General features: G+C 69.1%; 22 protein-coding genes and 1 tRNA gene. 14 read left to right on the forward strand and 9 right to left on the reverse strand.

The window, feature by feature from the left end:
• Nucleotides 1-4: 4 nt before the first annotated feature.
• Both OHT51_RS23015 and phoU read right to left on the reverse strand, forming a co-directional pair.
• Nucleotides 5-979 (reverse strand): alpha/beta hydrolase, encoded by a 975-nt coding sequence (locus OHT51_RS23015; RefSeq protein ID WP_328880807.1) that lies wholly within the window; start codon nucleotides 977-979, stop codon nucleotides 5-7.
• A 611-nt stretch (nucleotides 980-1,590) separates the two neighbouring features.
• Nucleotides 1,591-2,292 carry a phosphate signaling complex protein PhoU gene (phoU, locus tag OHT51_RS23020; RefSeq protein ID WP_328880808.1) on the reverse strand — a complete coding sequence of 234 codons (702 nt, stop codon included), beginning with the start codon at nucleotides 2,290-2,292 and terminating at the stop codon, nucleotides 1,591-1,593.
• Between the two features lie 355 nt (nucleotides 2,293-2,647).
• Here phoU and OHT51_RS23025 point away from each other — a divergent pair, with 355 nt between their 5' ends.
• Together OHT51_RS23025 and OHT51_RS23030 are read left to right on the forward strand one after the other, a co-directional pair.
• On the forward strand, nucleotides 2,648-3,940 hold the full coding sequence (locus OHT51_RS23025; RefSeq protein ID WP_328880809.1) for a sensor histidine kinase: 1,293 nt from the start codon (nucleotides 2,648-2,650) through the stop codon (nucleotides 3,938-3,940).
• Entirely contained in the window at nucleotides 3,937-4,617 is a 681-nt protein-coding gene (locus OHT51_RS23030; protein WP_015659563.1) for a response regulator transcription factor, read from the forward strand. Before OHT51_RS23025 ends, OHT51_RS23030 begins: the two co-directional genes overlap by 4 nt.
• Before the next feature lie 152 nt (nucleotides 4,618-4,769).
• On the opposite strand, the gene OHT51_RS23035 is transcribed toward OHT51_RS23030, so the two are convergent.
• Nucleotides 4,770-5,477, reverse strand: coding sequence for a DUF461 domain-containing protein (locus OHT51_RS23035; protein ID WP_328880810.1), 708 nt, complete (start codon nucleotides 5,475-5,477; stop codon nucleotides 4,770-4,772).
• A gap of 622 nt (nucleotides 5,478-6,099) precedes the next feature.
• Here OHT51_RS23035 and OHT51_RS23040 point away from each other — a divergent pair.
• From OHT51_RS23040 to OHT51_RS23065, 6 genes are all read left to right on the forward strand, one after another.
• The gene (locus OHT51_RS23040) at nucleotides 6,100-6,582 is read left to right on the forward strand and encodes a CarD family transcriptional regulator (protein WP_003953493.1); all 483 of its coding nucleotides are present in this window, start codon (nucleotides 6,100-6,102) and stop codon (nucleotides 6,580-6,582) included.
• 287 nt (nucleotides 6,583-6,869) lie between these two features.
• Complete coding sequence (gene ispD / locus OHT51_RS23045; protein ID WP_328880811.1) at nucleotides 6,870-7,646, forward strand: 2-C-methyl-D-erythritol 4-phosphate cytidylyltransferase; 777 nt, start codon at nucleotides 6,870-6,872, stop codon at nucleotides 7,644-7,646.
• Nucleotides 7,636-8,133 (forward strand): 2-C-methyl-D-erythritol 2,4-cyclodiphosphate synthase, encoded by a 498-nt coding sequence (gene ispF, locus OHT51_RS23050; protein ID WP_328880812.1) that lies wholly within the window; start codon nucleotides 7,636-7,638, stop codon nucleotides 8,131-8,133. The genes ispD and ispF overlap by 11 nt, the downstream gene beginning before the upstream one ends.
• A gap of 121 nt (nucleotides 8,134-8,254) precedes the next feature.
• Nucleotides 8,255-9,655 carry a cysteine--tRNA ligase gene (cysS, locus tag OHT51_RS23055; protein ID WP_328880813.1) on the forward strand — a complete coding sequence of 467 codons (1,401 nt, stop codon included), beginning with the start codon at nucleotides 8,255-8,257 and terminating at the stop codon, nucleotides 9,653-9,655.
• 99 nt (nucleotides 9,656-9,754) lie between these two features.
• Nucleotides 9,755-10,696, forward strand: a complete 942-nt coding sequence (rlmB, locus tag OHT51_RS23060) for a 23S rRNA (guanosine(2251)-2'-O)-methyltransferase RlmB (protein ID WP_328880814.1) — start codon at nucleotides 9,755-9,757, stop codon at nucleotides 10,694-10,696.
• A 134-nt stretch (nucleotides 10,697-10,830) separates the two neighbouring features.
• Nucleotides 10,831-12,489, forward strand: a complete 1,659-nt coding sequence (locus tag OHT51_RS23065; RefSeq protein ID WP_328884406.1) for a DoxX family protein — start codon at nucleotides 10,831-10,833, stop codon at nucleotides 12,487-12,489.
• Between the two features lie 373 nt (nucleotides 12,490-12,862).
• On the opposite strand, the gene OHT51_RS23070 is transcribed toward OHT51_RS23065, so the two are convergent.
• The 3 genes from OHT51_RS23070 to OHT51_RS23080 all read right to left on the reverse strand — a co-directional run bounded on the left by OHT51_RS23070 (nucleotide 12,863) and on the right by OHT51_RS23080 (nucleotide 15,481).
• Nucleotides 12,863-13,594 carry a nucleotidyltransferase family protein gene (locus OHT51_RS23070; protein ID WP_328880815.1) on the reverse strand — a complete coding sequence of 244 codons (732 nt, stop codon included), beginning with the start codon at nucleotides 13,592-13,594 and terminating at the stop codon, nucleotides 12,863-12,865.
• Nucleotides 13,595-13,695: 101 nt separating this feature from the next.
• A complete protein-coding gene (locus OHT51_RS23075; RefSeq protein WP_328880816.1) occupies nucleotides 13,696-14,154 on the reverse strand; it encodes a hypothetical protein in 459 nt (152 codons plus the stop codon).
• 235 nt (nucleotides 14,155-14,389) lie between these two features.
• Nucleotides 14,390-15,481: an ABC transporter ATP-binding protein gene (locus OHT51_RS23080; RefSeq protein ID WP_328880817.1), complete on the reverse strand. Its 1,092-nt coding sequence runs from the start codon at nucleotides 15,479-15,481 to the stop codon at nucleotides 14,390-14,392.
• A gap of 216 nt (nucleotides 15,482-15,697) precedes the next feature.
• Between OHT51_RS23080 and OHT51_RS23085 the strand changes: the two genes are divergently transcribed.
• The 5 genes from OHT51_RS23085 to OHT51_RS23105 all read left to right on the forward strand — a co-directional run bounded on the left by OHT51_RS23085 (nucleotide 15,698) and on the right by OHT51_RS23105 (nucleotide 18,101).
• A tRNA-Thr gene (locus tag OHT51_RS23085) sits at nucleotides 15,698-15,772 on the forward strand.
• A 233-nt stretch (nucleotides 15,773-16,005) separates the two neighbouring features.
• A complete protein-coding gene (locus tag OHT51_RS23090) occupies nucleotides 16,006-16,242 on the forward strand; it encodes a hypothetical protein (protein ID WP_328426772.1) in 237 nt (78 codons plus the stop codon).
• A gap of 336 nt (nucleotides 16,243-16,578) precedes the next feature.
• Nucleotides 16,579-16,941: a hypothetical protein gene (locus OHT51_RS23095; RefSeq protein WP_328880818.1), complete on the forward strand. Its 363-nt coding sequence runs from the start codon at nucleotides 16,579-16,581 to the stop codon at nucleotides 16,939-16,941.
• Nucleotides 16,942-17,114: 173 nt separating this feature from the next.
• On the forward strand, nucleotides 17,115-17,414 hold the full coding sequence (locus OHT51_RS23100; RefSeq protein ID WP_328880819.1) for a hypothetical protein: 300 nt from the start codon (nucleotides 17,115-17,117) through the stop codon (nucleotides 17,412-17,414).
• A gap of 336 nt (nucleotides 17,415-17,750) precedes the next feature.
• Nucleotides 17,751-18,101, forward strand: a complete 351-nt coding sequence (locus tag OHT51_RS23105) for a hypothetical protein (RefSeq protein ID WP_328880820.1) — start codon at nucleotides 17,751-17,753, stop codon at nucleotides 18,099-18,101.
• A gap of 148 nt (nucleotides 18,102-18,249) precedes the next feature.
• Here the strand turns inward: OHT51_RS23105 and OHT51_RS23110 are convergent, their stop codons facing one another.
• The 3 genes from OHT51_RS23110 to OHT51_RS23120 all read right to left on the reverse strand — a co-directional run bounded on the left by OHT51_RS23110 (nucleotide 18,250) and on the right by OHT51_RS23120 (nucleotide 19,829).
• On the reverse strand, nucleotides 18,250-18,555 hold the full coding sequence (locus OHT51_RS23110; RefSeq protein ID WP_328880821.1) for a hypothetical protein: 306 nt from the start codon (nucleotides 18,553-18,555) through the stop codon (nucleotides 18,250-18,252).
• 292 nt (nucleotides 18,556-18,847) lie between these two features.
• On the reverse strand, nucleotides 18,848-19,132 hold the full coding sequence (locus OHT51_RS23115) for a hypothetical protein (protein WP_328426779.1): 285 nt from the start codon (nucleotides 19,130-19,132) through the stop codon (nucleotides 18,848-18,850).
• A 211-nt stretch (nucleotides 19,133-19,343) separates the two neighbouring features.
• The gene (locus tag OHT51_RS23120; protein WP_328880822.1) at nucleotides 19,344-19,829 is read right to left on the reverse strand and encodes a hypothetical protein; all 486 of its coding nucleotides are present in this window, start codon (nucleotides 19,827-19,829) and stop codon (nucleotides 19,344-19,346) included.
• 435 nt (nucleotides 19,830-20,264) lie between these two features.
• On the opposite strand from OHT51_RS23120, the gene OHT51_RS23125 reads away from it, so the two are divergent.
• Nucleotides 20,265-21,041 (forward strand): hypothetical protein, encoded by a 777-nt coding sequence (locus OHT51_RS23125; RefSeq protein WP_328880823.1) that lies wholly within the window; start codon nucleotides 20,265-20,267, stop codon nucleotides 21,039-21,041.
• Nucleotides 21,042-21,104: the final 63 nt, after the last annotated feature.

Consider the following 21,104-nt stretch of genomic DNA (forward strand, 5'->3'; position numbering starts at 1 on the left):
TCCGTCAGCGGGGAGCGGTCCCAAGGGCATCCCGCAGCAGCGAGATCGCCTGGTCCACGGCCGCTCGGGTCGCCCTGGTCTCGCTGAGCGAGTTGATCATCATGAAGTCGTGCACCGCACCGTCGTAGCGCACCGTTGTGACAGGGACGTTCGCCGCGCGCAGCTTGGCGGCGTAGGCCTCGCCCTCGTCGCGCAGCACGTCGGCCTCGTCCACGATCAGCAGGGCCGGCGGCAGACCGCCGAGTTGCTCGGTGGTGGCGCGGTTGGGGGAGGCGGTGATCTCCGCTCGCTGGTTCGGGTCGGTGGTGTAGGCGTCCCAGAACCACTCCATGGCCTTGCGGCTGAGGTAGTAGCCGGTGTCGAACTGCTCGTAGGACCCGGTGTCCATGGCCGCGTCCGTCACCGGGTAGTACATCGACTGCTGCACGAAGCTGACGTCGCCGCGTTCCTTGGCCATCAGGGCGAGCGCGGCCGTCATGTTCCCGCCGACCGAGTCGCCGGCCACTGCCATGCGCCCGGCGTCCAGGCCTTTGGACGCTCCCTCACGCTTGATCCACTGCGCGGTGGCATAGCCCTGCTCGATGGCCACGGGGTAGTGGGCCTCCGGTGAGGCCGTGTACTCCACGAAGACCACCGCCGCGTCGGCGCCGACCGCCAACTCCCGTACCAGGCGGTCATGGGTGGCGGCGTTGCCCAGCACCCAGCCGCCGCCGTGCATGTACAGCACGACGGGCAGTGTTCCGGTGGCGCCCTGCGGTTTGACGATGCGCACCCGTACGTCGCCGACGGCGGCCGGTACGGTGATCCACTCCTCGTCGACCGGCAGCTTGTCGACCGGCGCGGCCTGCAGGTCGTCGAGGACCTTGCGTGCTTCGACCGGCTTGAGTTCGTACAGGAACGGATGGTGCGAGGTCGCGTCGGCCAGCTCCTGCGCCGGGCGCTCCAGGATGATCGAGGAAGATCGAGCTTGAGCAGTCATGGCAAAGCTCCTGGCAGTGCTGAGAAGCCCAAAGTAAAGAGCGGCGGACGCGTGGTGACTGCCCTGGGGGCGTCGGCGCCGCCGCGGGCCCGGGCTCTGGGCGGAGCCCCGGTCAAGCCCTCGATGGGGCGACATGCCCCATCGTAGACGCGCGCTGTCCAACCCTCGACTGGAGACCGCGCACGGAAGAAGCCCTCATCACGGGCCCCCGCACACGGCAAAGGGCCCCGCCGCGACATCCGCACCGGGGCCCCAACCGTCGTACAGGATCCACGGCGCCGTACGCCGCGTCACCTCTGCGTGCTACCCCTTCAGCCTCACCCGCACTGGCAGGGATTTCCCGACTGGCACCCGCACCCACAGCCGGAGCCGCAGCCACAGGCGGCGAAGAGCGGGAGGCTCCTGATGTCGGCGGGGTGTTCGGTCGGGCGTTCCTGGGTGGGGTCGGGGGTCGTACCGGGAATGCTGGGGGATTCGGCCATGGTCCCTCCTCGGGGCTGATGCCTGTGCCCATTCCATGCCCGCCCCGCTGGGCGCATCAACGGCGCACGGAGGCTCCGCTCACGCCCTGAACAGGCCCCCGCACTCCCCGCACACCCCCGACGTACGGCTCAGGCGCCCTCAGCGTCCGAAACCGGCTGAATGTCCGGCTGGATGTCCTGCTGCAGCTCGTCCGCGTGCTCGCCCGTCACCAGGAACACCACGCGCTTGGCGACCGCCACCGCGTGGTCGGCGTACCGCTCGTAGTAGCGGCCGAGCAGGGTGACGTCGACCGCAGTCTCGATGCCGTGCTGCCAGCGGTCGTCCAGCAGGTGCTGGAAGAGGGTGCGGTGCAGCAGGTCCATCTCGTCGTCGTCCTGCTCCAGCTGCATCGCCAGGTCGACGTCCTTGGTGGTGATCACCTCGGCCGCCTTCGCCATCAGACGCTGCGCGAGCTGGCCCATCTCCAGGATGGTCGCGTGCAGGTCGTGCGGGATCGCACGCTCCGGGAAGCGGAGCCGGGCGAGCTTCGCGACATGCTGGGCCAGGTCGCCCGACCGCTCCAGATCCGCAGACATCCGCAGCGAGGTGACGACGATACGGAGATCCGTGGCCACCGGCTGCTGGCGCGCCAGCAGGGCTATGGCCCGGGCCTCCAGGTCGTGCTGGAGGTCGTCGACCCTCTGGTCGGCCTCGATCACGCTCTCGGCGAGCTTCAGGTCGGAGTCGAGGATCGCCGTCGTGGCACGCCCGATCGCCGAGCCGACCAGCCGGGCCATATCCACCAGACCGTCGCCGATCGAGTCCAGTTCCTCGTGGTACGCGTCCCGCATCAGGGTCCCTCTCTTACGTATGCCTAGGGGTTCCGGGGCCAGGAGACGGTCGTCGGACCGGCAGTCCTGTCGTCTGATCTTGTCGTATCCCGTTGAACCGGAAGTCTTACCGTCATGCCCTCCGACAGTAAGACTGTCGCGAAAACGTCAGTCGGACTGTCGTGAAACCGCCAGTGTGATCCCACGCTAAACCGCCTGTGCGAACCGCACGCATCCACGATCCGGCCCGTACGCGTCCGTTTCCGCCACCCCAAATGAACCAGCACTGGCTCCAAGGTGAACTCTGGGCGACGAGTGTTCGAGGTCGCACTCCGACGGCTGTGGCCACTGCCTGCGTCATGCCTAACCTGGGTGCATGGACGTGAACGCGGCGGTCGCCGCAGCGGCAGCGATCGCCGGGGTGCTTACCGGTGTCATCGCCATGCTGGCGTTCCGCTGGAGCGAACGCGACCTGAAGCGACCCACCCGAACCTCTCTGCACACCGACCCGGTCCTGCCCCCCGGCGTGGACACGGTCCTGTCGGTGCTGCGCTCCTCCGCCGTCGTACTCGACGAAGGGGACGCCGTCGTCAAGGCCAGCTCGGCGGCGTACGCCCTCGGTCTGGTGCGCGGCGGCAAGCTCTCCGTCGAGCCCATGCTCCAGATGGCCCGGGACACCAGACGAGACGGCGAGATACGGCAGGTCGAGCTGGACCTGCCGAGGCGTGGCACCGGACGCGGCGAGGCCCTCGCCGTGTCCGCTCGCGTCGCGCCCCTCGGCTCCCGCCTCGTCCTCCTCCTCGTCGAGGACCTCACCGAGGCCCGGCGGATAGAGGCCGTGCGGCGGGACTTCGTCGCGAACGTCAGCCATGAGCTGAAGACGCCGGTCGGCGCGCTCTCCCTGCTGTCCGAGGCCGTCATGGACGCCTCCGACGACCCGGAGGCCGTGCAACGCTTCGCCGGGCGCATGCAGATCGAAGCGACCCGGCTGACCAACCTGGTGCAGGAACTGATCGACCTCTCCCGGGTGCAGAACGACGACCCGCTGGAGGACGCCGAGCCCGTCCGCGTCGACGAGCTCGTCGCCGAGGCCATGGACCGCTGCCGGCACGCCGCCGGGACGAAGCAGATCACCATGGCCGCAGGGGGCTCCACCGACCTCAGTATCTGGGGCAACCGCGGCCAGCTCGCCGCCGCGCTCGGCAACCTCGTCGAGAATGCCGTCAACTACTCGCCCGCCCGCACCCGTGTCGGCATCGCCGCGCGCCGGGTCAACTCCCCGGGCGGGGACAATATCGAGATCGCCGTGACCGACCAGGGCATCGGCATCTCGGACAAGGACAAGGAGCGCATCTTCGAGCGCTTCTACCGCGTGGATCCGGCCCGTTCCCGTGCCACGGGCGGCACCGGCCTCGGTCTCGCGATCGTCAAACACGTGGCCGCCTCACACAGCGGGGAGGTCACGGTGTGGAGCTCCGAGGGACAGGGCTCCACCTTCACCCTGCGGCTGCCGGAGGCGGGCGCGGCCCGCGACCGCGCACAACAGCACCCCGACCTCGACGAAGAGGCCGGGCCGTCCGCCGCTCCGTCCCATCGCCGCACAACGCCCGACTCACTCGCTGACTCAACCGCGTACGAAACGCTTTCCGCCCCGGAGGTCCTTCCGTGACCCGTGTGCTCGTCGTCGAGGACGAGGAGTCCTTCTCCGACGCCCTGTCGTACATGCTCCGCAAAGAGGGCTTCGAGGTCGCTGTCGCGACCACCGGGCCCGACGGACTCGACGAGTTCGAGCGCAACGGCGCCGACCTCGTCCTTCTCGACCTGATGCTGCCCGGCCTGCCGGGCACCGAGGTCTGCCGCCAGCTGCGCGGCCGATCCAACGTCCCGGTGATCATGGTCACCGCCAAGGACAGCGAGATCGACAAGGTGGTCGGCCTGGAAATAGGAGCCGATGACTACGTCACCAAGCCGTTCTCCTCGCGCGAGCTGGTCGCCCGCATCCGGGCCGTCCTGCGCCGCCGCGGCGAGCCGGAGGAGGTGACCCCGGCCGCCCTGGAGGCCGGCCCGGTCCGGATGGACGTCGACCGCCACGTGGTCACGGTCTCCGGCTCCAAGGTCGACCTCCCGCTCAAGGAGTTCGACCTCCTCGAGATGCTCCTGCGCAACGCGGGCCGCGTCCTGACCCGTATGCAGCTCATCGACCGCGTCTGGGGTGCCGACTACGTCGGCGACACCAAGACCCTGGACGTCCACGTCAAGCGCCTGCGCGCCAAGATCGAGCCGGATCCGGGCGCGCCGCGGTACCTGGTGACGGTCCGCGGCCTCGGCTACAAGTTCGAGCCGTAAACCGCAAACGCTGGCGTGGCACGGACACTGCCGTAGGGAACGAGAACACGGTCGCCACGTACGTCGAAGGGCGGGACCCCCGATTCCGGGGGTCCCGCCCTTTTTCTACGACTGTGCAGGTGTCGTACGACGATCCGGTGCCGTACGGCCGCTCAGTGCCCGGAGACCGTCTGCGAGGCGCTGTCGCTCGGGGTCCCCGCGGTGCCGGCCCCCGCCTCGTCACCGGCCGCTCCGCCGGTCTCCGTCGCGTTCCCGGACGCACCGCCGGTCGGGGTGGCCTCCGCGCCCGCACCCGGGGTTCCGGTCGGCGAGCCGGTCGGGGAGGACGTGGTGCCCGGCGTTGCCGGGACCTCGGTCGGGCCCCAGCTCTCGAAGTAGTGCTCGGCGGGCACGACGAACGCGCGCAGGCTCACGTCACCGGTCTTGCTGAAGGTGAAGGTGATCCGCTGCGCGTTGCCGTCCTGGACGGCCTCGCGGCTGCTGGGCAGCACGGCGGCGGCGTTGTCCTTGCCGCCGATGATCAGCGAACCGCCGGCCGGGATGGTCAGGCTGCCGCCCTTGGCGGGCTTGAGCACGGCACCCTTGGAGGTGCCGTCCACCTTGATCGAGTCCAGCGTCTGCGCGGAGCTGCCGGAGTTGAACAGGGTCGCGGAGATCGCGGCCGGGCCGGTCGACTCCAGGTCGGGCTGAGTGATGACGATGGCGTTCTGGATCTTGATGTCGCCGACGCTGGTGGCTGCGTTGTCCGGCTTGATCTCCAGGGTCTGCGCGTTGTTGCCGGCCGCGCACGCGGAGAGCGCGGCGATCGAGAACGTGATGGCGGCGGCAGCGAGGGCGCCGCGTCGAAGGCTGCTGCTCACGGCGGCGGCAACTCCTTGACTCGAACGGGGGGCGCTTGAAGCCGCCCTAAGTGTCTGTCAGCGGCCTTAGGTTACCGAGCCGTTCCCGTGCGACCGCACCCGACCCTCCCCCGAGCGGCGACGAGACGACGAAGTACGTCCGAAGCGCCTCTTCCGCCACCCGTTCCTTCACCCGCAAGTGGCCCGCCGGTCACTTTGCCCGGACCTCTGTCCGCCATTCACATAAGACGTCTCGCTAGGCCCCCGCAAAATTTCGGTGAAGGAATGCGCGACGCTCCCGGAATTGATCACCGGATGGGCCGCCGACCTGGCTGTGATCAATTCCGGATTCACCGGGGAGGTGACTCGGGACGCCGAACGGAGTAGCGGAAGTCGCACACTTGGAACCGGACATATGTGGACGTTCGGCCGCTCGGAGGCGCCCCCGGATGTGTGTAACGTACGCGTTTCACCTCGCCCGCAGAGCCACTCCCACCTGCGAATACTTTCTTCCGCTCGGCCCGCGCAGCACGTTCCTGTTGGAGTTGTCAAGCCCCGAGATATGCCCTGACCTGCGAAAACGCCATTCAGAACCCGCAGTTTCCGTGTTACCCTGGATAGCCACGGAAGGGGTACCTGTCACATGACGTTCAAGGTTGGCGACACCGTGGTCTATCCCCATCACGGGGCCGCGCTGATCGAGGCCATCGAAACTCGCCAGATCAAAGGCGTGGACAAGACCTACTTGGTGCTGAAGGTCGCCCAGGGTGACCTGACGGTACGTGTGCCAGCGGACAATGCGGAGTTCGTCGGCGTGCGTGATGTGGTCGGTCAGGACGGGCTGGACCGGGTCTTCGAGGTGCTGCGCGCGCCGTACGCCGAGGAGCCCACGAACTGGTCGCGTCGATACAAGGCAAATCTGGAGAAGCTCGCCTCCGGCGATGTCATCAAGGTCGCGGAAGTCGTGCGTGACCTGTGGCGTCGTGAGCGCGAGCGTGGACTCTCCGCCGGTGAGAAGCGCATGCTCGCCAAGGCCCGCCAGATCCTGGTGAGCGAGCTGGCTCTTGCGGAGAACACCAACGAGGACAAGGCCGAGGCGCTGCTCGACGAGGTCCTCGCGTCCTGACGCGGTACATCCGCCTCAGTTTCAGCACAGTGGTTTCGGCAGTGTGCTGATTTTTTTCAAAGAAGTGCCGCGGTGCCCGATGACGTAATTGCTGTCGCCGGGCGCTGCGGCATGTTCGCTCACAGGCGCGGTACGTCCTACCTCGGGGGCGCCCCCGATACTTGATGTGCCGGGTCCGGGCAGCCGGCTCGACCGATGTCACGGAAGGGTTCGGTCAAGCAAGGGCCCACCCGGCACGCTTGAGGCCATACCCACGTAGGCAGAGCACACAAACCTGACAGGAACCGATGTCTGACGTTTCGCGTCCTTCGCCCACGGGTGTCCCCGCGGACACGCGTGCCGGGGCCCGTACCGCCGTCGTGATCCCGGCCGCCGGAAAGGGCGTACGCCTCGGCCCGGGCGCCCCCAAAGCGCTTCGCGCGCTGAACGGCACGCCCATGCTCATCCACGCCGTGCGTGCGATGGCCGCCTCCCGGGCCGTCTCCCTCGTGGTCGTCGTGGCCCCGCCCGACGGCGCCGCCGAGGTCAAGAGCCTGCTCGACGCACACGCGCTGCCCGAGCGCACCGACTTCCTTGTGGTCCCCGGCGGCGAGTCCCGCCAGGAGTCCGTGAAGCTCGGCCTGGACGCGCTGCCGCCGGAGCACGACATCGTCCTGGTGCACGACGCGGCCCGCCCGCTGGTGCCGGTGGACACGGTGGACGCGGTGATCGAGGCGGTACGGGACGGGGCGCACGCCGTGGTTCCCGCGCTGCCGCTCGCGGACACGGTCAAGGAGGTCGAGCCGGCCGCCGTCACGGGCGAGCCCGAACCGGTGGTGGCCACCCCGCTGCGTGCCCGCCTGCGTGCCGTACAGACTCCGCAGGGCTTCGACCGCGCGACGCTGATCCGTGCGCACGAGACGGTGACCGACGACGTCACCGACGACGCGAGCATGGTCGAGCAGCTCGGCCTCACCGTCGTGGTCGTGCCCGGCCACGAGGAGGCCTTCAAGGTGACGCGCCCGCTGGACCTGGTCCTGGCGGAGGCGGTTCTGGCGCGCCGGAGGCTGAACGATGGCTTCTGAGCAGCCCGTGATCCTTCCCCAGGTCGGCATCGGCACCGACATCCACGCATTCGAGGAGGGCCGCGAGCTGTGGTGCGCCGGCCTGAAGTGGGAGGGCGAGGGACCGGGCCTCGCCGGCCACTCCGACGCGGACGTCGTCGCACACGCCGCGTGCAACGCGCTGTTCTCGGCGGCCGGCCTCGGCGACCTGGGACAGCACTTCGGCACCGGGCGCCCCGAGTGGTCCGGTGCCCCGGGTGTCGTACTGCTCACCGAGGCGGCCCGGATCGTCCGTGAGGCGGGCTTCCGGATCGGCAACGTCGCGGTCCAGGTCGTCGGCCCCCGCCCCAAGATCGGCAAGCGCCGCGACGAGGCGCAGAAGATCCTGTCGGAGGCGGCCGGAGCCCCGGTGTCGGTGTCGGGCGCGACCACGGACGGCCTGGGCTTCCCGGGCCGCGACGAGGGGCTCATGGCGGTGGCGACGGCGCTGGTGGTCCGGGTCGGCTGAGGCCGCCCGGCGGGCCGTTCCAGCGCGGGCCCGACCGGTCCCCGCCGGCCTGGGAGTGACCACGAACGGCCAAACCGCACTTACGCACCAGGCACTCCCATCCGCCCACTACCCTGGTGTCGTGACTATTCGCCTGTACGACACCAGTGCCCGGCAGATCCGTGACTTCGCCCCCCTTCAGCCGGGCTGTGTCTCGATCTACCTCTGTGGCGCCACCGTGCAGGCCGCACCGCACATCGGGCACATCCGCTCCGGGCTCAACTTCGACATCATGCGCCGCTGGTTCGAATACCGCGGCTACGACGTCACGTTCATCCGGAACGTCACGGACATCGACGACAAGATCATCTGGAAGGCGGAGCAGCAGAACCGCCCCTGGTGGTCCATCGGCTACGAGAACGAGCGCGCCTTCACCGACGGCTACACCGCCCTCGGCTGCCTCCCGCCGACGTACGAGCCCCGCGCCACCGGCCATGTCACCGAGATGGTCGAGATGATGCGCGGGCTCATCGAGCGCGGACACGCCTACGAGGCGGACGGCAGCGTCTACTTCGACGTCCGGTCCTGGCCCTCCTACCTGGAGCTGTCCCGGCAGGACCTCGACGAGATGCGGCAGCCCACCGAGGAGGGCATCACCGGCAAGCGGGACCCGCGCGACTTCGCGATGTGGAAGGCCGCCAAGCCCGGTGAGCCCGACTGGGAGACGCCGTGGGGCCGCGGTCGCCCCGGCTGGCACCTGGAGTGCTCGGCGATGGCGCACAAGTACCTCGGCTCCGCCTTCGACATCCACGGCGGCGGACTCGACCTGATCTTCCCGCACCACGAGAACGAGATCGCCCAGGCCAAGGCCTACGGCGACGACTTCGCCCAGTACTGGGTGCACAACGCCTGGGTCACCATGAGCGGCGAGAAGATGTCGAAGTCGCTCGGCAACTCCGTCCTCGTCTCCGAGATGGTCAAGCAGTGGCGCCCGATCGTCCTGCGCTACTACCTCGGCACCCCGCACTACCGCTCGACCATCGAGTACAGCGAGGAGGCCCTGCGCGAGGCCGAGTCGGCGTTCGCGCGCATCGAGGGCTTCGTGCAGCGCGTCGTCGAGATGACCGGGCACGTCGTCGAGCCGTCCCCCGAGGTGCCGCTCGCGTTCGCCGAGGCCATGGACGACGACCTCGGCGTCCCGCAGGCGCTGGCCGTCGTCCACACCACCGTCCGCCAGGGCAACAGCGCACTGGCCGCCGACGACAAGGAAGCCGCCGTGGCCCGCCTCGCCGAGGTCCGCGCCATGCTCGGCGTCCTCGGCCTGGACCCGCTCGACGAGCACTGGGCCGGCGAGTCCGACCGCGGCGAAGACCTCCACGGCGTGGTCGACACCCTGGTCCGCATGGTTCTCGACCAGCGCGAGGCGGCCCGCTCCCGCAAGGACTGGGCCACCGCCGACGCCATCCGTGACCAGCTGAAGCAGTCGGGCCTCGTGATCGAGGACGGCCCGCAGGGCCCCCGCTGGACCCTCGGCTCGCGCTGACGGATTCCGGTTCCCGGAAGATCGATTGTTCCGCCCGGCCCTCCGGGCGGCACACTGCATAGACGTACATACGAACGCCTCACGACAGACAGGTAGGTCATGGCCGCGAACAACCGCCGCATGTCCGGCAAGAAGGGCGCGCAGGTCGGCAGTGGCGGCCAGCGACGCAAGGGCCTCGAGGGCAAGGGCCCGACCCCGCCCGCCGAGATGCGCAAGAAGCACAAGAAGAACCGCATCGCGACCGCCAAGGCGAAGCAGGCCGCGCGCCGCCCCGTGCCGCGCGGCCGCGGCGGCAAGGGCACGTCCGAGATGGTCGTAGGACGCAACCCGGTGGTCGAGGCCCTGCGCGAGGGCGTCCCGGCCTCGACGCTCTACGTCCAGCAGTTCATCGACAACGACGAGCGCGTCCGCGAGGCCCTCCAGCTCGCCGCCGAGCGCGGCGGCATCAACCTCATGGAGGCCCCGCGTCCCGAGCTGGACCGCATGACGAACGGCCTCAACCACCAGGGCCTGGTCCTCCAGGTCCCGCCGTACGAGTACGCGCACCCCGAGGACCTGGCCAACGCGGCCGCGGATGGGGGCGAGGACCCGCTGATCGTCGCCCTCGACGGCGTGACGGACCCGCGCAACCTGGGTGCCGTGGTCCGCTCGGTCTCCGCCTTCGGCGGCCACGGCGTCGTCGTACCGGAAAGGCGCGCGGCCGGCATGACGGCCGGCGCCTGGAAGACATCGGCCGGCACCGCGGCCCGCACCCCCGTCGCCCGCGCCACGAACCTGACCCGCGCCCTGGAGGCGTACAAGAAGGCAGGCATCGCGGTCGTCGGTCTCGCCGCCGACGGCGAGGCCGAACTGGGCGACCTGGCGGCCCTCGAAGGCCCGGTCGTCATCGTGGTCGGCAGCGAGGGCAAGGGCCTGTCCCGACTCGTGGGCGAGACGTGCGACTTCCGCGTCCGCATCCCGATGCCGGGCGGCGCGGAGTCCCTCAACGCCGGTGTGGCGGCAGGGATCGTCCTCTACGAGGCGGCTCGCCGACGCGGCTGAACACGCGTCCGTGGCGTCACCCGTGCGGGGTAATTCCGGTGACAGTGGTGCGACCTGCGCATCCTTGACGGGGTCCGGACAGATCCGGCCGGTCAAGGCAGTGTCCTAACCACACATCACTCGGTTAGTTGAGTGTGGACACCAGAACACCCCGCACACCCACGGGGGACCGCTCGTCGGGTTACGACGACGCTCCCGCGCTGAGCATGGTGAAGGTGCCGAGCGATCCGGCGCAGATCATCGTCAATCACGCGAGTTTCCGCGTGCTGCTGGGCGCGTCGACCGGGCGCACCAAATCCCCCAGGATCGCACGGCACTTGAGCGCCACCGAGGACACTGCCCGCATCCCCGTCATGGGCGCGGCCGGCAGAGCGGGCGCGGCCCCCGGCGCCCGCCGCAGAGTCGCCGTCTGGAACGGCACGTCCGCGCCCGACGACACCGGCGCCCACCGCCTGCTCCAGGCCGTGCGGGACGGCAGCGTCCGCCACGGCGAAGAGCCGGCCCCCGGCCTCGGCGGAGCCACCCAGGTCATCCCACGGGTCGATGTCGACGGCTACGACGGCTACGACGGGGGCGGCTACGACGGCGGCTACGACGACGAGTTCTCACGGACCGTCGAAACGCCGATCGTGGGCGCCCAACGCACGCACGAATCCCTCGAAACCCGGCTCCTCCCCAACATGCGCACGGTCGAGGGCGCATACGACGAGGAACTCGTCTACGACAACCAGGAGTTCGAGGAAGACCCGCACGGCACGCAGGCGACCGACACGCCCCTCAAGCGGCCCGGCGGCGGTGACGACCCGGCCCGGCACGCCTATTACCCCGGCCGCCGCATGAACCTCGGCGTCGTCCTTCTCCCCCTGCGCGTCTTCCTCGGCTTCATCTCCATCTACGCCGGCATGGGCAAGCTCTGCGACCCCGTCTACTTCGACGGCGGCAAGCGCGGCTCGATGGTGAAGTGGCTCAACACCCTGCATCCGTGGGAAGTGGCCGAGCCCCTCCGCCAGTTCGCGCTGGAACACCCCGTCGGCTCCGGCCTGGTCATCGCCTTCTTCCAGGTCATCGTGGGCGTCCTCACGGTCCTGGGATGCTGGCAGCGGGTCGCCGCGGTGATGGGCGCGCTGTTGTCTGCCGCGCTCCTGGTCACCGTCAGCTGGAAGAGCGTCCCGGCCTACGACGCCCCCGACATCATCTACCTCGCCGCCTGGTCCCCGCTGATCATCGCCGGCGCCCCGGTCTACTCGATCGACGGCCGCCTCGCGGGCATGGCCTGGCGCCGCCTCGGCCCTCGCGCCGACATCTGGGAGCTGCGCAATTACGTCCTGCGCCGCGGCGCCCTGGTCACAGTGATCGTCACTGGCCTGACGCTCCTCATCGGCTCGCTGCTCGGCGGCGCGGTCCGAGACGCCGACCGTGTCGTCGTCCCCGGCCCCGGCGAGGCCCCGCGCAATGAACTGCCGGGCTCCCCGTTGCCGCAGGAGCCCGGCCAACGGCAGAAGACGCCGTCGGCCTCCAACTCGCCCACGCAGGGCGCCACGTCGGGGTCGGCCACGCCGTCCGGCGCCGCGACATCGCCGGGCGCGACCAGTGACACCGGCAGCGCCGGGGCGGGTACGCCCAGCCAGACGCAGGGCACCGGGGGGCAGGCTCCGCCGCAGCAGTCGACTCCGGCCGACGAGGCGCCGAGCACCAGCACCGGGCCGACCTCCGGGGGGCCCTCCTCCGGCGGCGGCTCCACGGGTGGCTCCGACGCCGACGAACCGGGGCTGGTGGGCGGCCTGTTGGGGTAACCCTGCCGGTGGGCCCGCTACTCGCACCCTTGCCCACCGGCTGACCCGGACCAGCACAACCTCGATGGGCCCCGCACACTTCCCGTGCGGGGCCCATCGCCACACCAAGCTCTCCTCGCCCCCGCCGCCCCTACCCGTCCCGCCCCTGGGGGCCTGCGGCCCCCCGGACCCCCGCTATCGGCCCTGAACGGGCCTCGTCCTCAAACGCCGGACGGGCTGGAATTGCATGGACGGCACTTGAAAGAGACCGGCGGAGTGGCCTTGGGCGGTGGCGTACCCCCGCGAGGCCGCTGTCGCCCATGGCCCCGCCCCGCAACGCGCCCGCAGGCGCTCGGCGCACCCCCACCGAAACAGCCACAGGCCGCCGCAGGCATCAACGCCCCAGCGCCGCCAGCTCCTTCGCCGCCTCCGTCAGGTCCTTCGCCGTGTCGATGGCGCGCCAGTACGCGCCCTGCGGGATCGGGAAACCGGCCAGGCGGCGTTCGCGGGCCAGGTGGGGGAAGGTGGTGCGCTCGTGGTCGCCGCGCTCGGGGAGGAGGCCGGAGAAGGCGGGGGAGAAGACGTACACGCCCGCGTTGATCTCGAACGTCGACGGCGGCGCCTCGATGAAGTCCGTGATGTGCCCGAAGCCGTCCGTCTTCACAGCCCCCCAGGGAATCCGGGGCCGTGCAAGCGCCAACGTCGCGACCGCGTCCCGCTCCGCGTGGAAGTCCGCCATGTCGCGCAGCGAGAACCGGGTCCAGATGTCACCGTTGGTCGCGTACCAGGGCCGCTCCGGATGCGGCAGATGCGCCGCCGCGTACTTCAGACCACCACCCCGCCCGAGCGGCTCCGTCTCCACGACGGTCGTGACCCGCACCGGCAGCTCGGCCGACTTCAGCCAGTCCTGCAGCACCTCGGCGAGATGTCCACAGCTGACCACCACGTCGGTCACGCCCTCCTCCGCGAGCCAGGCGAGCTGGTGGCCGATGATCGGCGTCCCCGTACCGGGGATCTCCACCATCGGCTTGGGCCGGTCGTCGGTGTACGGACGCAGCCGGGAACCCTGGCCGCCGGCCAGGATGACGGCTTGAACGGGGCGGGACGCGGCGTTCGGATCAGTCATGACCGAACTGTACGCGGCGCCCCGCTCACGGCATTCACCTGCAACCGTTCCTTAATCAGCCGTTACGGTCCGGAAGCGGAGTGTTCTCCGAAAGGGGATGGCTAGCCGTGCACCGCCGCGACCCCGGACGCGAACGCGGTGTCGCACACGGGCCGGGCGAACGACTGCGCACGCGTCGGCCCGTACACACGGACCGCCGCGCGCCCCAGCGCACGGGCGATCGAGGCGCAGTGCCGCCCCAGTGACGGACGGTCGTGCACGGCCTGCTGGAGGTGGGTGAGGGCGACGCCCGGGTCCTCCTCCTGGAGCTCGGTCAGCAGCTGGTCGCGCAGCACGTCCTGAGGGGCGCGCGGAGCGGCGTTCTTGGTGTCACGCGCGCTCGAGACGTCGGTCGCGGTCAGCACCGAGTCCGAGGGGTTCCCCGACCAGTTGACCCGGGTGACCGCGAGCGTCCCGGAGAGCACCAGGACGACGGGCAGGACGAGGGCGAGAGTGCGGCCGAGCTGGCGGGCGGGGCCCCGCTGGCCGCGTCGTGTCTGTTGGATGGTGGAGTGCTTCACGCGAGTGAGGGTAGCGTTCAGTACTGATATGGCGACATTTGGTCACCGTTTCGGGGGACGAAGAGGTGCCTCTTCCCCTGCAGCGTGTTGACGTACAGCACTCGAAATGGCCGGGTATGCCGGGGTATTTGTCGACAACGAAGAGGGCCCCGCAGCGCTCTGCGGGGCCCTCTTCGTCAACCTGGGTGAATTACCCGGGGTTGTGCTGCCTTTACGTCGGGCAGTCGGCGCTCTTTCAGTCGGAGAGCCGCGCGCCCGTGGAGGTCGCGAACACGTGGCTCTCGCCGGCGCGCGGGACGACGTGCAGCGTGCTGCCCTTCTCCGGGACGTCACGGCCGCTGACGCGGACGACGAGGTCCTTGGTGTCGTCGCCGCCGACCTTGGCGGTGCCGTAGACGTACGCGTCGGCGCCGAGCTCCTCGACGACGTTCACGGTGACCGCGAGGCCCTGGTCCGAGTCGGCGCCGGCGACGTCGAAGTGCTCGGGACGGACGCCGACGGTGACGGTCTTGTCGGTGGCGGCGGCGAGCGCGTCGCGGTCGACCGGGACGACCGAGTTGCCGAACTTCACGCCGCCGTCGGTGATCGGGACCTCGACCAGGTTCATGGCCGGGGAGCCGATGAAGCCGGCGACGAAGAGGTTGGCCGGGCGGTCGTACATGTTGCGCGGGGTGTCGACCTGCTGGAGCAGACCGTCCTTGAGGACCGCCACGCGGTCACCCATCGTCATGGCCTCGACCTGGTCGTGGGTGACGTAGACGGTGGTGATGCCGAGACGGCGCTGCAGCGACGCGATCTGCGTACGCGTCGACACACGGAGCTTGGCGTCCAGGTTGGACAGCGGCTCGTCCATGAGGAAGACCTGGGGCTCACGCACGATCGCGCGGCCCATCGCGACACGCTGGCGCTGACCGCCGGAGAGCGCCTTCGGCTTGCGGCCGAGGTACTCGGTGAGGTCGAGGATCTTCGCCGCGTCCTCGACCTTCTGGCGGATCTCGGCCTTCGGCACACCCGCGATCTTGAGCGCGAAGCCCATGTTGTCGGCGACGGTCATGTGCGGGTACAGCGCGTAGTTCTGGAACACCATGGCGATGTCCCGGTCCTTCGGCGGCAGGTGCGTGACGTCGCGGTCACCGATGCGGATGGCGCCGGCGTTCACGTCCTCGAGCCCCGCGAGCATCCGGAGCGAGGTGGACTTGCCGCAGCCGGACGGGCCGACCAGAACGAGGAACTCTCCGTCCTCGATCTCGATGTCGAGCGCGTCAACAGCGGGCTTCTCGGAACCCGGGTAGATCCGGGTCGCCTTGTCGAACGAGACAGTGGCCATGGTGATGGGCCCCCTTCTACCGGCAGGAACGTGCCGGACGATCCGTTGTAGGAAGGTGGTTGGTTTAGTCCACATGTGCGGACTGGCTCTGGACGGTACCTGGCGTTCGCCTGATCTGTCAGTACCCGAGGGCATGTGAACTTCGCGGAAATTTTCGACAGGGCCCACTCGGAACCTGGGTACACTGCACGGGCGCGTGCGTAACAGCGCGCGCATGCCTCCTTAGCTCAGCTGGTCCAGAGCGGCTGTCTTGTAAACAGCAGGTCGTCGGTTCGAATCCGACAGGGGGCTCAATCAGCGGGGCGGTTGTCGATGACACCGCCCCGCGGTTTGTTTTTCATCCCCTCATTTCATTCGCCCGCCGAGCGACTTCACCGGTCCGCGAATGCACCTTCGAACACCCTCATGTCCCCTGTGGGACACGGGACATGCCCAAACGTGGATTAGCATCGCTACTGCTAGTGTTCGTTCAGTCACAGTAGGCAATCAGCCTCAATGTACATGTAATGAAAACCGAGGGTTCCATGCGCAAGCTTCACCAGGTCATGATCGTCGCAGCGGCGGCCGGCGGCCTGTCCGCCATCGGTGCCGGTACCGGTGTCGCCTACGAGAGCGGGCCGAGCGTGTCCGACCTCTACCGCCCCTACCAGGAGTGCAGCCCGCAGACGGTTGGCGAGGCCTCTATCCCGGTCGCGGTGCTCGGTCTGTCCGAGACCTTCGACACCACTTGTGGCCAGTTCAACAACGCCTTCACTGGCTGAGGTCGGCGGCATAGTCGTGCGCGACGCCTTCCGCGGGCCCCTTCGGGGTCACCCCCGAGGGGGCCCGTTCATGTGCGGCTGCCCGGAGCGCGAGGCCGCTCCCTGGGCCCGTATGCGTTCGCTGCTGTCCTGAACTCCGGCGCACCGATGAGCGGTTGGTCCCCCGAGGACCAGTCACCCTCTGGTCGGTCCTTCACTTCGTAAGCGAAACGGCCCCGAACGTCCGCGACATGGACCGGACGCGGTGGCCCGTATCTCCGATTTCCCGAGGGCACGGCGCGGCCGGTTCCGCGGTGTATTGCGCTCGGGCACCCCCCGCAAAAGGAGACGCAACACATGTTCAACGGAAAGAAGATCGCGGCTGTCACCGGGCTCCTCGGTGGCCTTGCCATGACCTGTCTCGGCGCCGGCCAGGCTCACGCGGCGGGCCCGGGCGTCTGCTCGCTCGACCCCCAGGGCAACATCATCTGCACCCAGCAGGTCCAGGGGCAGACCCCCGAGGGTGACGGGTTCATCGTCCGCCGCTCGGTGAACTGCCAGCCCACCCAGCCCTTGACCCTGCCCACTCCCGGCCTTCTGTCCAACGGGCAGACGCGGATCGGCCCCCACATCACCTGCGCCGAAATGGCGCCCGTGCCGGCCTCCGACACCAATGACGCGAGCGACGCCAGCCCGCTGCTTTCCCGCATCCTGGGCTGAGCTTCAACCGGCGGATGGCCGGACCGGGTCAACCCGGTCCGGCCATCCGCCGTTTCGTATGCCGACACGACACAAGGAAGGGCTAAAGGTCCCAAATTGCTACGGTTCGTTTGTATATGCTCACATTAAGTAGTCAAACCAGGGCTTCGTGCCCGGGAAGAAAGGGTCAAACTATGCGCAGGTTTCAGCGCGTTGCGGTCGTAGCCGCAGCGGTCGCAGGACTGTCCGCCTTCGGTGCCGCCGGCAGTGCCTTCGCTCACGAGGGCGACGGCTTTGACGGTCAGATCGTCTCCGCTGTGTCCACGTCGACGGCCAACGCCGTTGCCACGTGGGGTGCTCCGGCCGACAAGGCGCAGGCTGCCCCGCACGCCGCTCCGGAGGCTGCTCCGCAGGTCGCTCCGGAGGCCGCTCCCAAGGCCGCCGCGCCGGAGTACGGCTACGGCGAGTACTCCGCTCCGTACGCCGCTCAGTAAGGAAGTCCCGAGGGTCCGGTGCGCGAGTTTCAGGGCACTGCGAATGTCGTCGTGACCACCGCGGGGCGGGCGGCTCCCAACTGCGAGCCGCAGACGGCCCCTTAGGGCATCGCCTCGGAGCGTCGCGACGGGCGCATCGAAATCCGTCGGAACACCGTTATGCATATCGCGCGATCCGAACCCCTTGCTCCTGGACCGGATCGAGCTGTTTTCGACGGTGTGCTGGACAACACCCTTAGCAAATGCAGCCCGGACGCGCGGCAGACCCATCAGGGTGCGCGTCCGGGCTGCAGCAGTTTCCGTATCCGACCTTCTCCTTGCAAAGGAACGCCGTACATGATCGGTCGACAGAAGATCGCAACCGTCTCGGGGATCCTCGGGGCTCTCGCCGTGATCTACAGCGGTGCCGCGCCGGCGTATGCCGACGACGACTCCAAGGGTGCCTGCACGCTCACCGCGCAGGGCGACATCGTCTGCGTCAAGAAGAGCGAGGTCGTCCGCGACGACAAGCGCAACGGCTATGTCGTCAAGCAGAAGCACGACTGCTCGACGACGGAGCGCCCGCGCTTCACGCTCCCCGAGGACCGCATGCTGGAGGGCGGGTCCAGCACGAGCGGGCCGGTCGTGGAATGCAACAACCGGGCGGAGCTGCCCAAGGGCGTCAAGATCCCCAAATTCGACTTCTGAGGCGCGCTGTACGAGGCGCGAGCACGCGATGCCGGACCGGGCATGAGCCCGGTCCGGCATTTCGTTCTTTCCGGGGCCGTGCCCGGCCGGGAAAAGACCGGTGCCCCGGCCTGGGGCCGGGGCACCGGGGGAGGTGTGCGGCGCTACGTCACTTGCCGCCGACGGTGTTGCTGCAGCCCATGGACGAGCCCAGGCCGGTCTCCTGCGTGCCGGGGTTGCCCTCGCCGTTCAGCAGGTTGCCGCCCAGGCCGTTCGCGATGCCGACCTGGCCGAGGATGTCCACGTTGGCGTCGTGCGACTTGCAGTTGCTGCTCTGCAGGACGCTGAAGCTCGAGCCCGTGCCCTTGTCCTTCTGGCCCCAGCCGCCTCCGTCGGCGTGGGCGACACCGGCGCCCAGGAGTCCGACGCTCCCGAGGGCGGCGACCAGAACGGCGGCCTTGTGGAGCTTGTGCATATTCATCTCCGGTGGAGTGGAGTGGGTGCGATCTCTGGGAGATCGACTTCGAACAGTTACGGAGGCTAATAGGAAATATTTCACAGAAATGAGCGGCACGCCGAACCAGGGAAAGTCTCACCATCTTGGCCGATGGATAATAAATTCATATTGCTGTAAGGGGTCGGGGGGAATTCGGGGAGAATTGGGGCGCCTATGCGTGACACGAAGAAGAGTCCCGGTACCGGGCCTGAGGCTCGGTACCGGGACCTGTTTCCCGCTTCGGTCGACTAGGCGACCGTCAGTGCCTGGATCAGAAGGCGCTGTTGTTGCAGCCCATCGACGAGCCCAGGTGCGTGTCCTGCGCGCCCGGGTCGCCCTCGCCGTTGAGCGCGCTGCCCAGCAGGCCGTTGAGCACGCCGACCTGGCCGAGGACGTCGACGTTCAGGTCGTGCGACTTGCAGTTGGAGCTCTGCAGGACGCTGAACTTGCCGCCGTCCTTGCCGCCGTGGCCGTCGGCGGTGGCCGTCCCGGCGCCCAGGAGTCCGACGGTGCCGATGGCAACGGCCACGACGGCAGCCTTGCGAAGCTTGTGCATGTCATCTCCGGTGGAGTGAGGTGGGTGCGATCTGTGCGAGATCGACTTCGTACAGTTACGGAAGATTAATACGAAGTATCCCGATATGTCCCGGAGGCACGCCGGGGCTCGTGATCTCGTGGCAGAAGCACCCGGAAGCCGCATCGCCAACCGTGGCGTGAAGTGAAAGTGCTGGTCACAGCGGCTCGTTGAGTTCCCCGAGCCGCGCGGCCTAGCGCGACTGGGCGTGCGCGAAGGAGTTCGCCTGGCTGTTGGCCTGGTCGCAGTCGACGCCGCGGGACTCGGCGGCGGCGAGGACGGCGACCGGGACGGCCGCGTTCAGCACGGACTGCGGGCTGCACTCCTGGTACGGGCGGAACAGGTTGGCCTGCTCCACCGGGCCGGCCGGCGCCGCGGCGGGCTGCTGGTTGACCTGCGGGCTGATCTTCGGGCTCAGTTGGGGGTTGACCTGCGGGCTGACTTCGGCGCCGCGCTGCGGAGCAGGGGCCGCCTGCCGGTGCGCGGTCGGCGAGTTGGAGGACTGCACGGTCGCCTGCGAGCGGGTCCACGAGGCGGCCTGGGTGTCCGGCTGTCCAACGGGTGCCGGAGCACCGCCGTACCCGAGGGGTACGTCGCCGGCGACGCTGGGCGCGACTCCGATGGCCGACAGACCACTGGCTGCTGCTACGACGAGCGCGACCTGATGAAGCTTGCGCATGGAACCCCGGCCCTTCATTGACCTGTGCTTGGAACGTATGGAAATGCGGCTGCGATGGACCACCGCTCTGACCCTGTGGGGGGAACGAGTCAAATGCCGGGCCGGTCACGTGAGTCGGGACGTGGTCACCCGTTTGCCAGAGGGTGTTATTCGTCGACAAGCCGCAGAGCCTTTTATCGGATCGATGGCAATGGAGTGACGGAAATTCCGATCCCGTGACCTGGCCGGAGAAAAGTCGTTGCCAGCTGAGAGAGGGCAGCGTCCTGGAATCAGAGAGAGGCAACGGGATCCGCTGCCTGCTCCGGCGTGAAGTCCACATGACAGCTCAGGCATTACCCCTGTAAGGGCGCAGTACGAATATCAGACTGAGCGCACGCATGACTGCACTGAATACAACGGATTTCCCTGTACAGGTAATGAAGGGCCGAGGGTTCCATGCGCAAGCTTCACAAGGCCGCGCTCGTCGTAGCAGCGGCCGGCGGTCTGACCGCCATCGGCGCCGGCGTCAGCGAGGCCGCCGACTATCCCGTCGGGTACAGCGGTGCTCCGGCGCCCGCTCCTGAGTATCAGGCGCCTCAGTACGCTCCGGCGCCTCCTCCCCAGTACGCGGCTCCCCAGTACGCTCCGGCGCCCGCTCCTCAGCACCAGGCACCTCAGTACGCCCCGGCGCCCGCCCCGCAGTACGCGGCGCCCCAGTACGCCCCCGCGCCGGCTCCGCAGTACGCGCCGCCCCAGCAGAGCGCTCCGCAGGCGACGGCGGTGACCAGGTCGACGGGCACCGCCCAGGTCACGCGTCCGCAGCCGGCACCCCACTACGCGCCCCCGGCGCCTGCCCCGGCCCCGCAGCAGCAGAGCGGTTACGCCTCCGCCTCGGCCACCTCGGGCGGATACGCGCAGGCCTCCGGCTCGCCGCAGTCCTCGGCGCCGGCCGCCGCGCAGCCGTCCGTTCCGCAGGTCGTGCCGCAGGTCACCCCGCAGACGGCGCCGCAGGTGATGCCGCAGGTCGCTCCGCAGGTCTCCGCACCGCAGGTCTTCAACCCGGAGCCCGCGCCGAAGGTCGCGCCGCAGGTGAACCCGCAGGTGAACCCTGAGGTGAACCCGCTCATCAACCCGCTGATCTCGCCGGCCAGCGCGCCGCAGGTGCCCGGGCTCGGCCTCGGCCAGGTCGCGGCGCCTCCGGTGGGCCAGCTGGGTCTGCCCCGGCTCGGCTGACAGCCGTTCCGTAAATCTCCACCGTTCCACAGCGTTTTGCTGCACCCCACTTCCGCTCGACCA

Origin of the sequence: Streptomyces sp. NBC_00299 (assembly GCF_036173045.1) — a bacterium.
Lineage (GTDB): Bacteria > Actinomycetota > Actinomycetes > Streptomycetales > Streptomycetaceae > Streptomyces > Streptomyces machairae.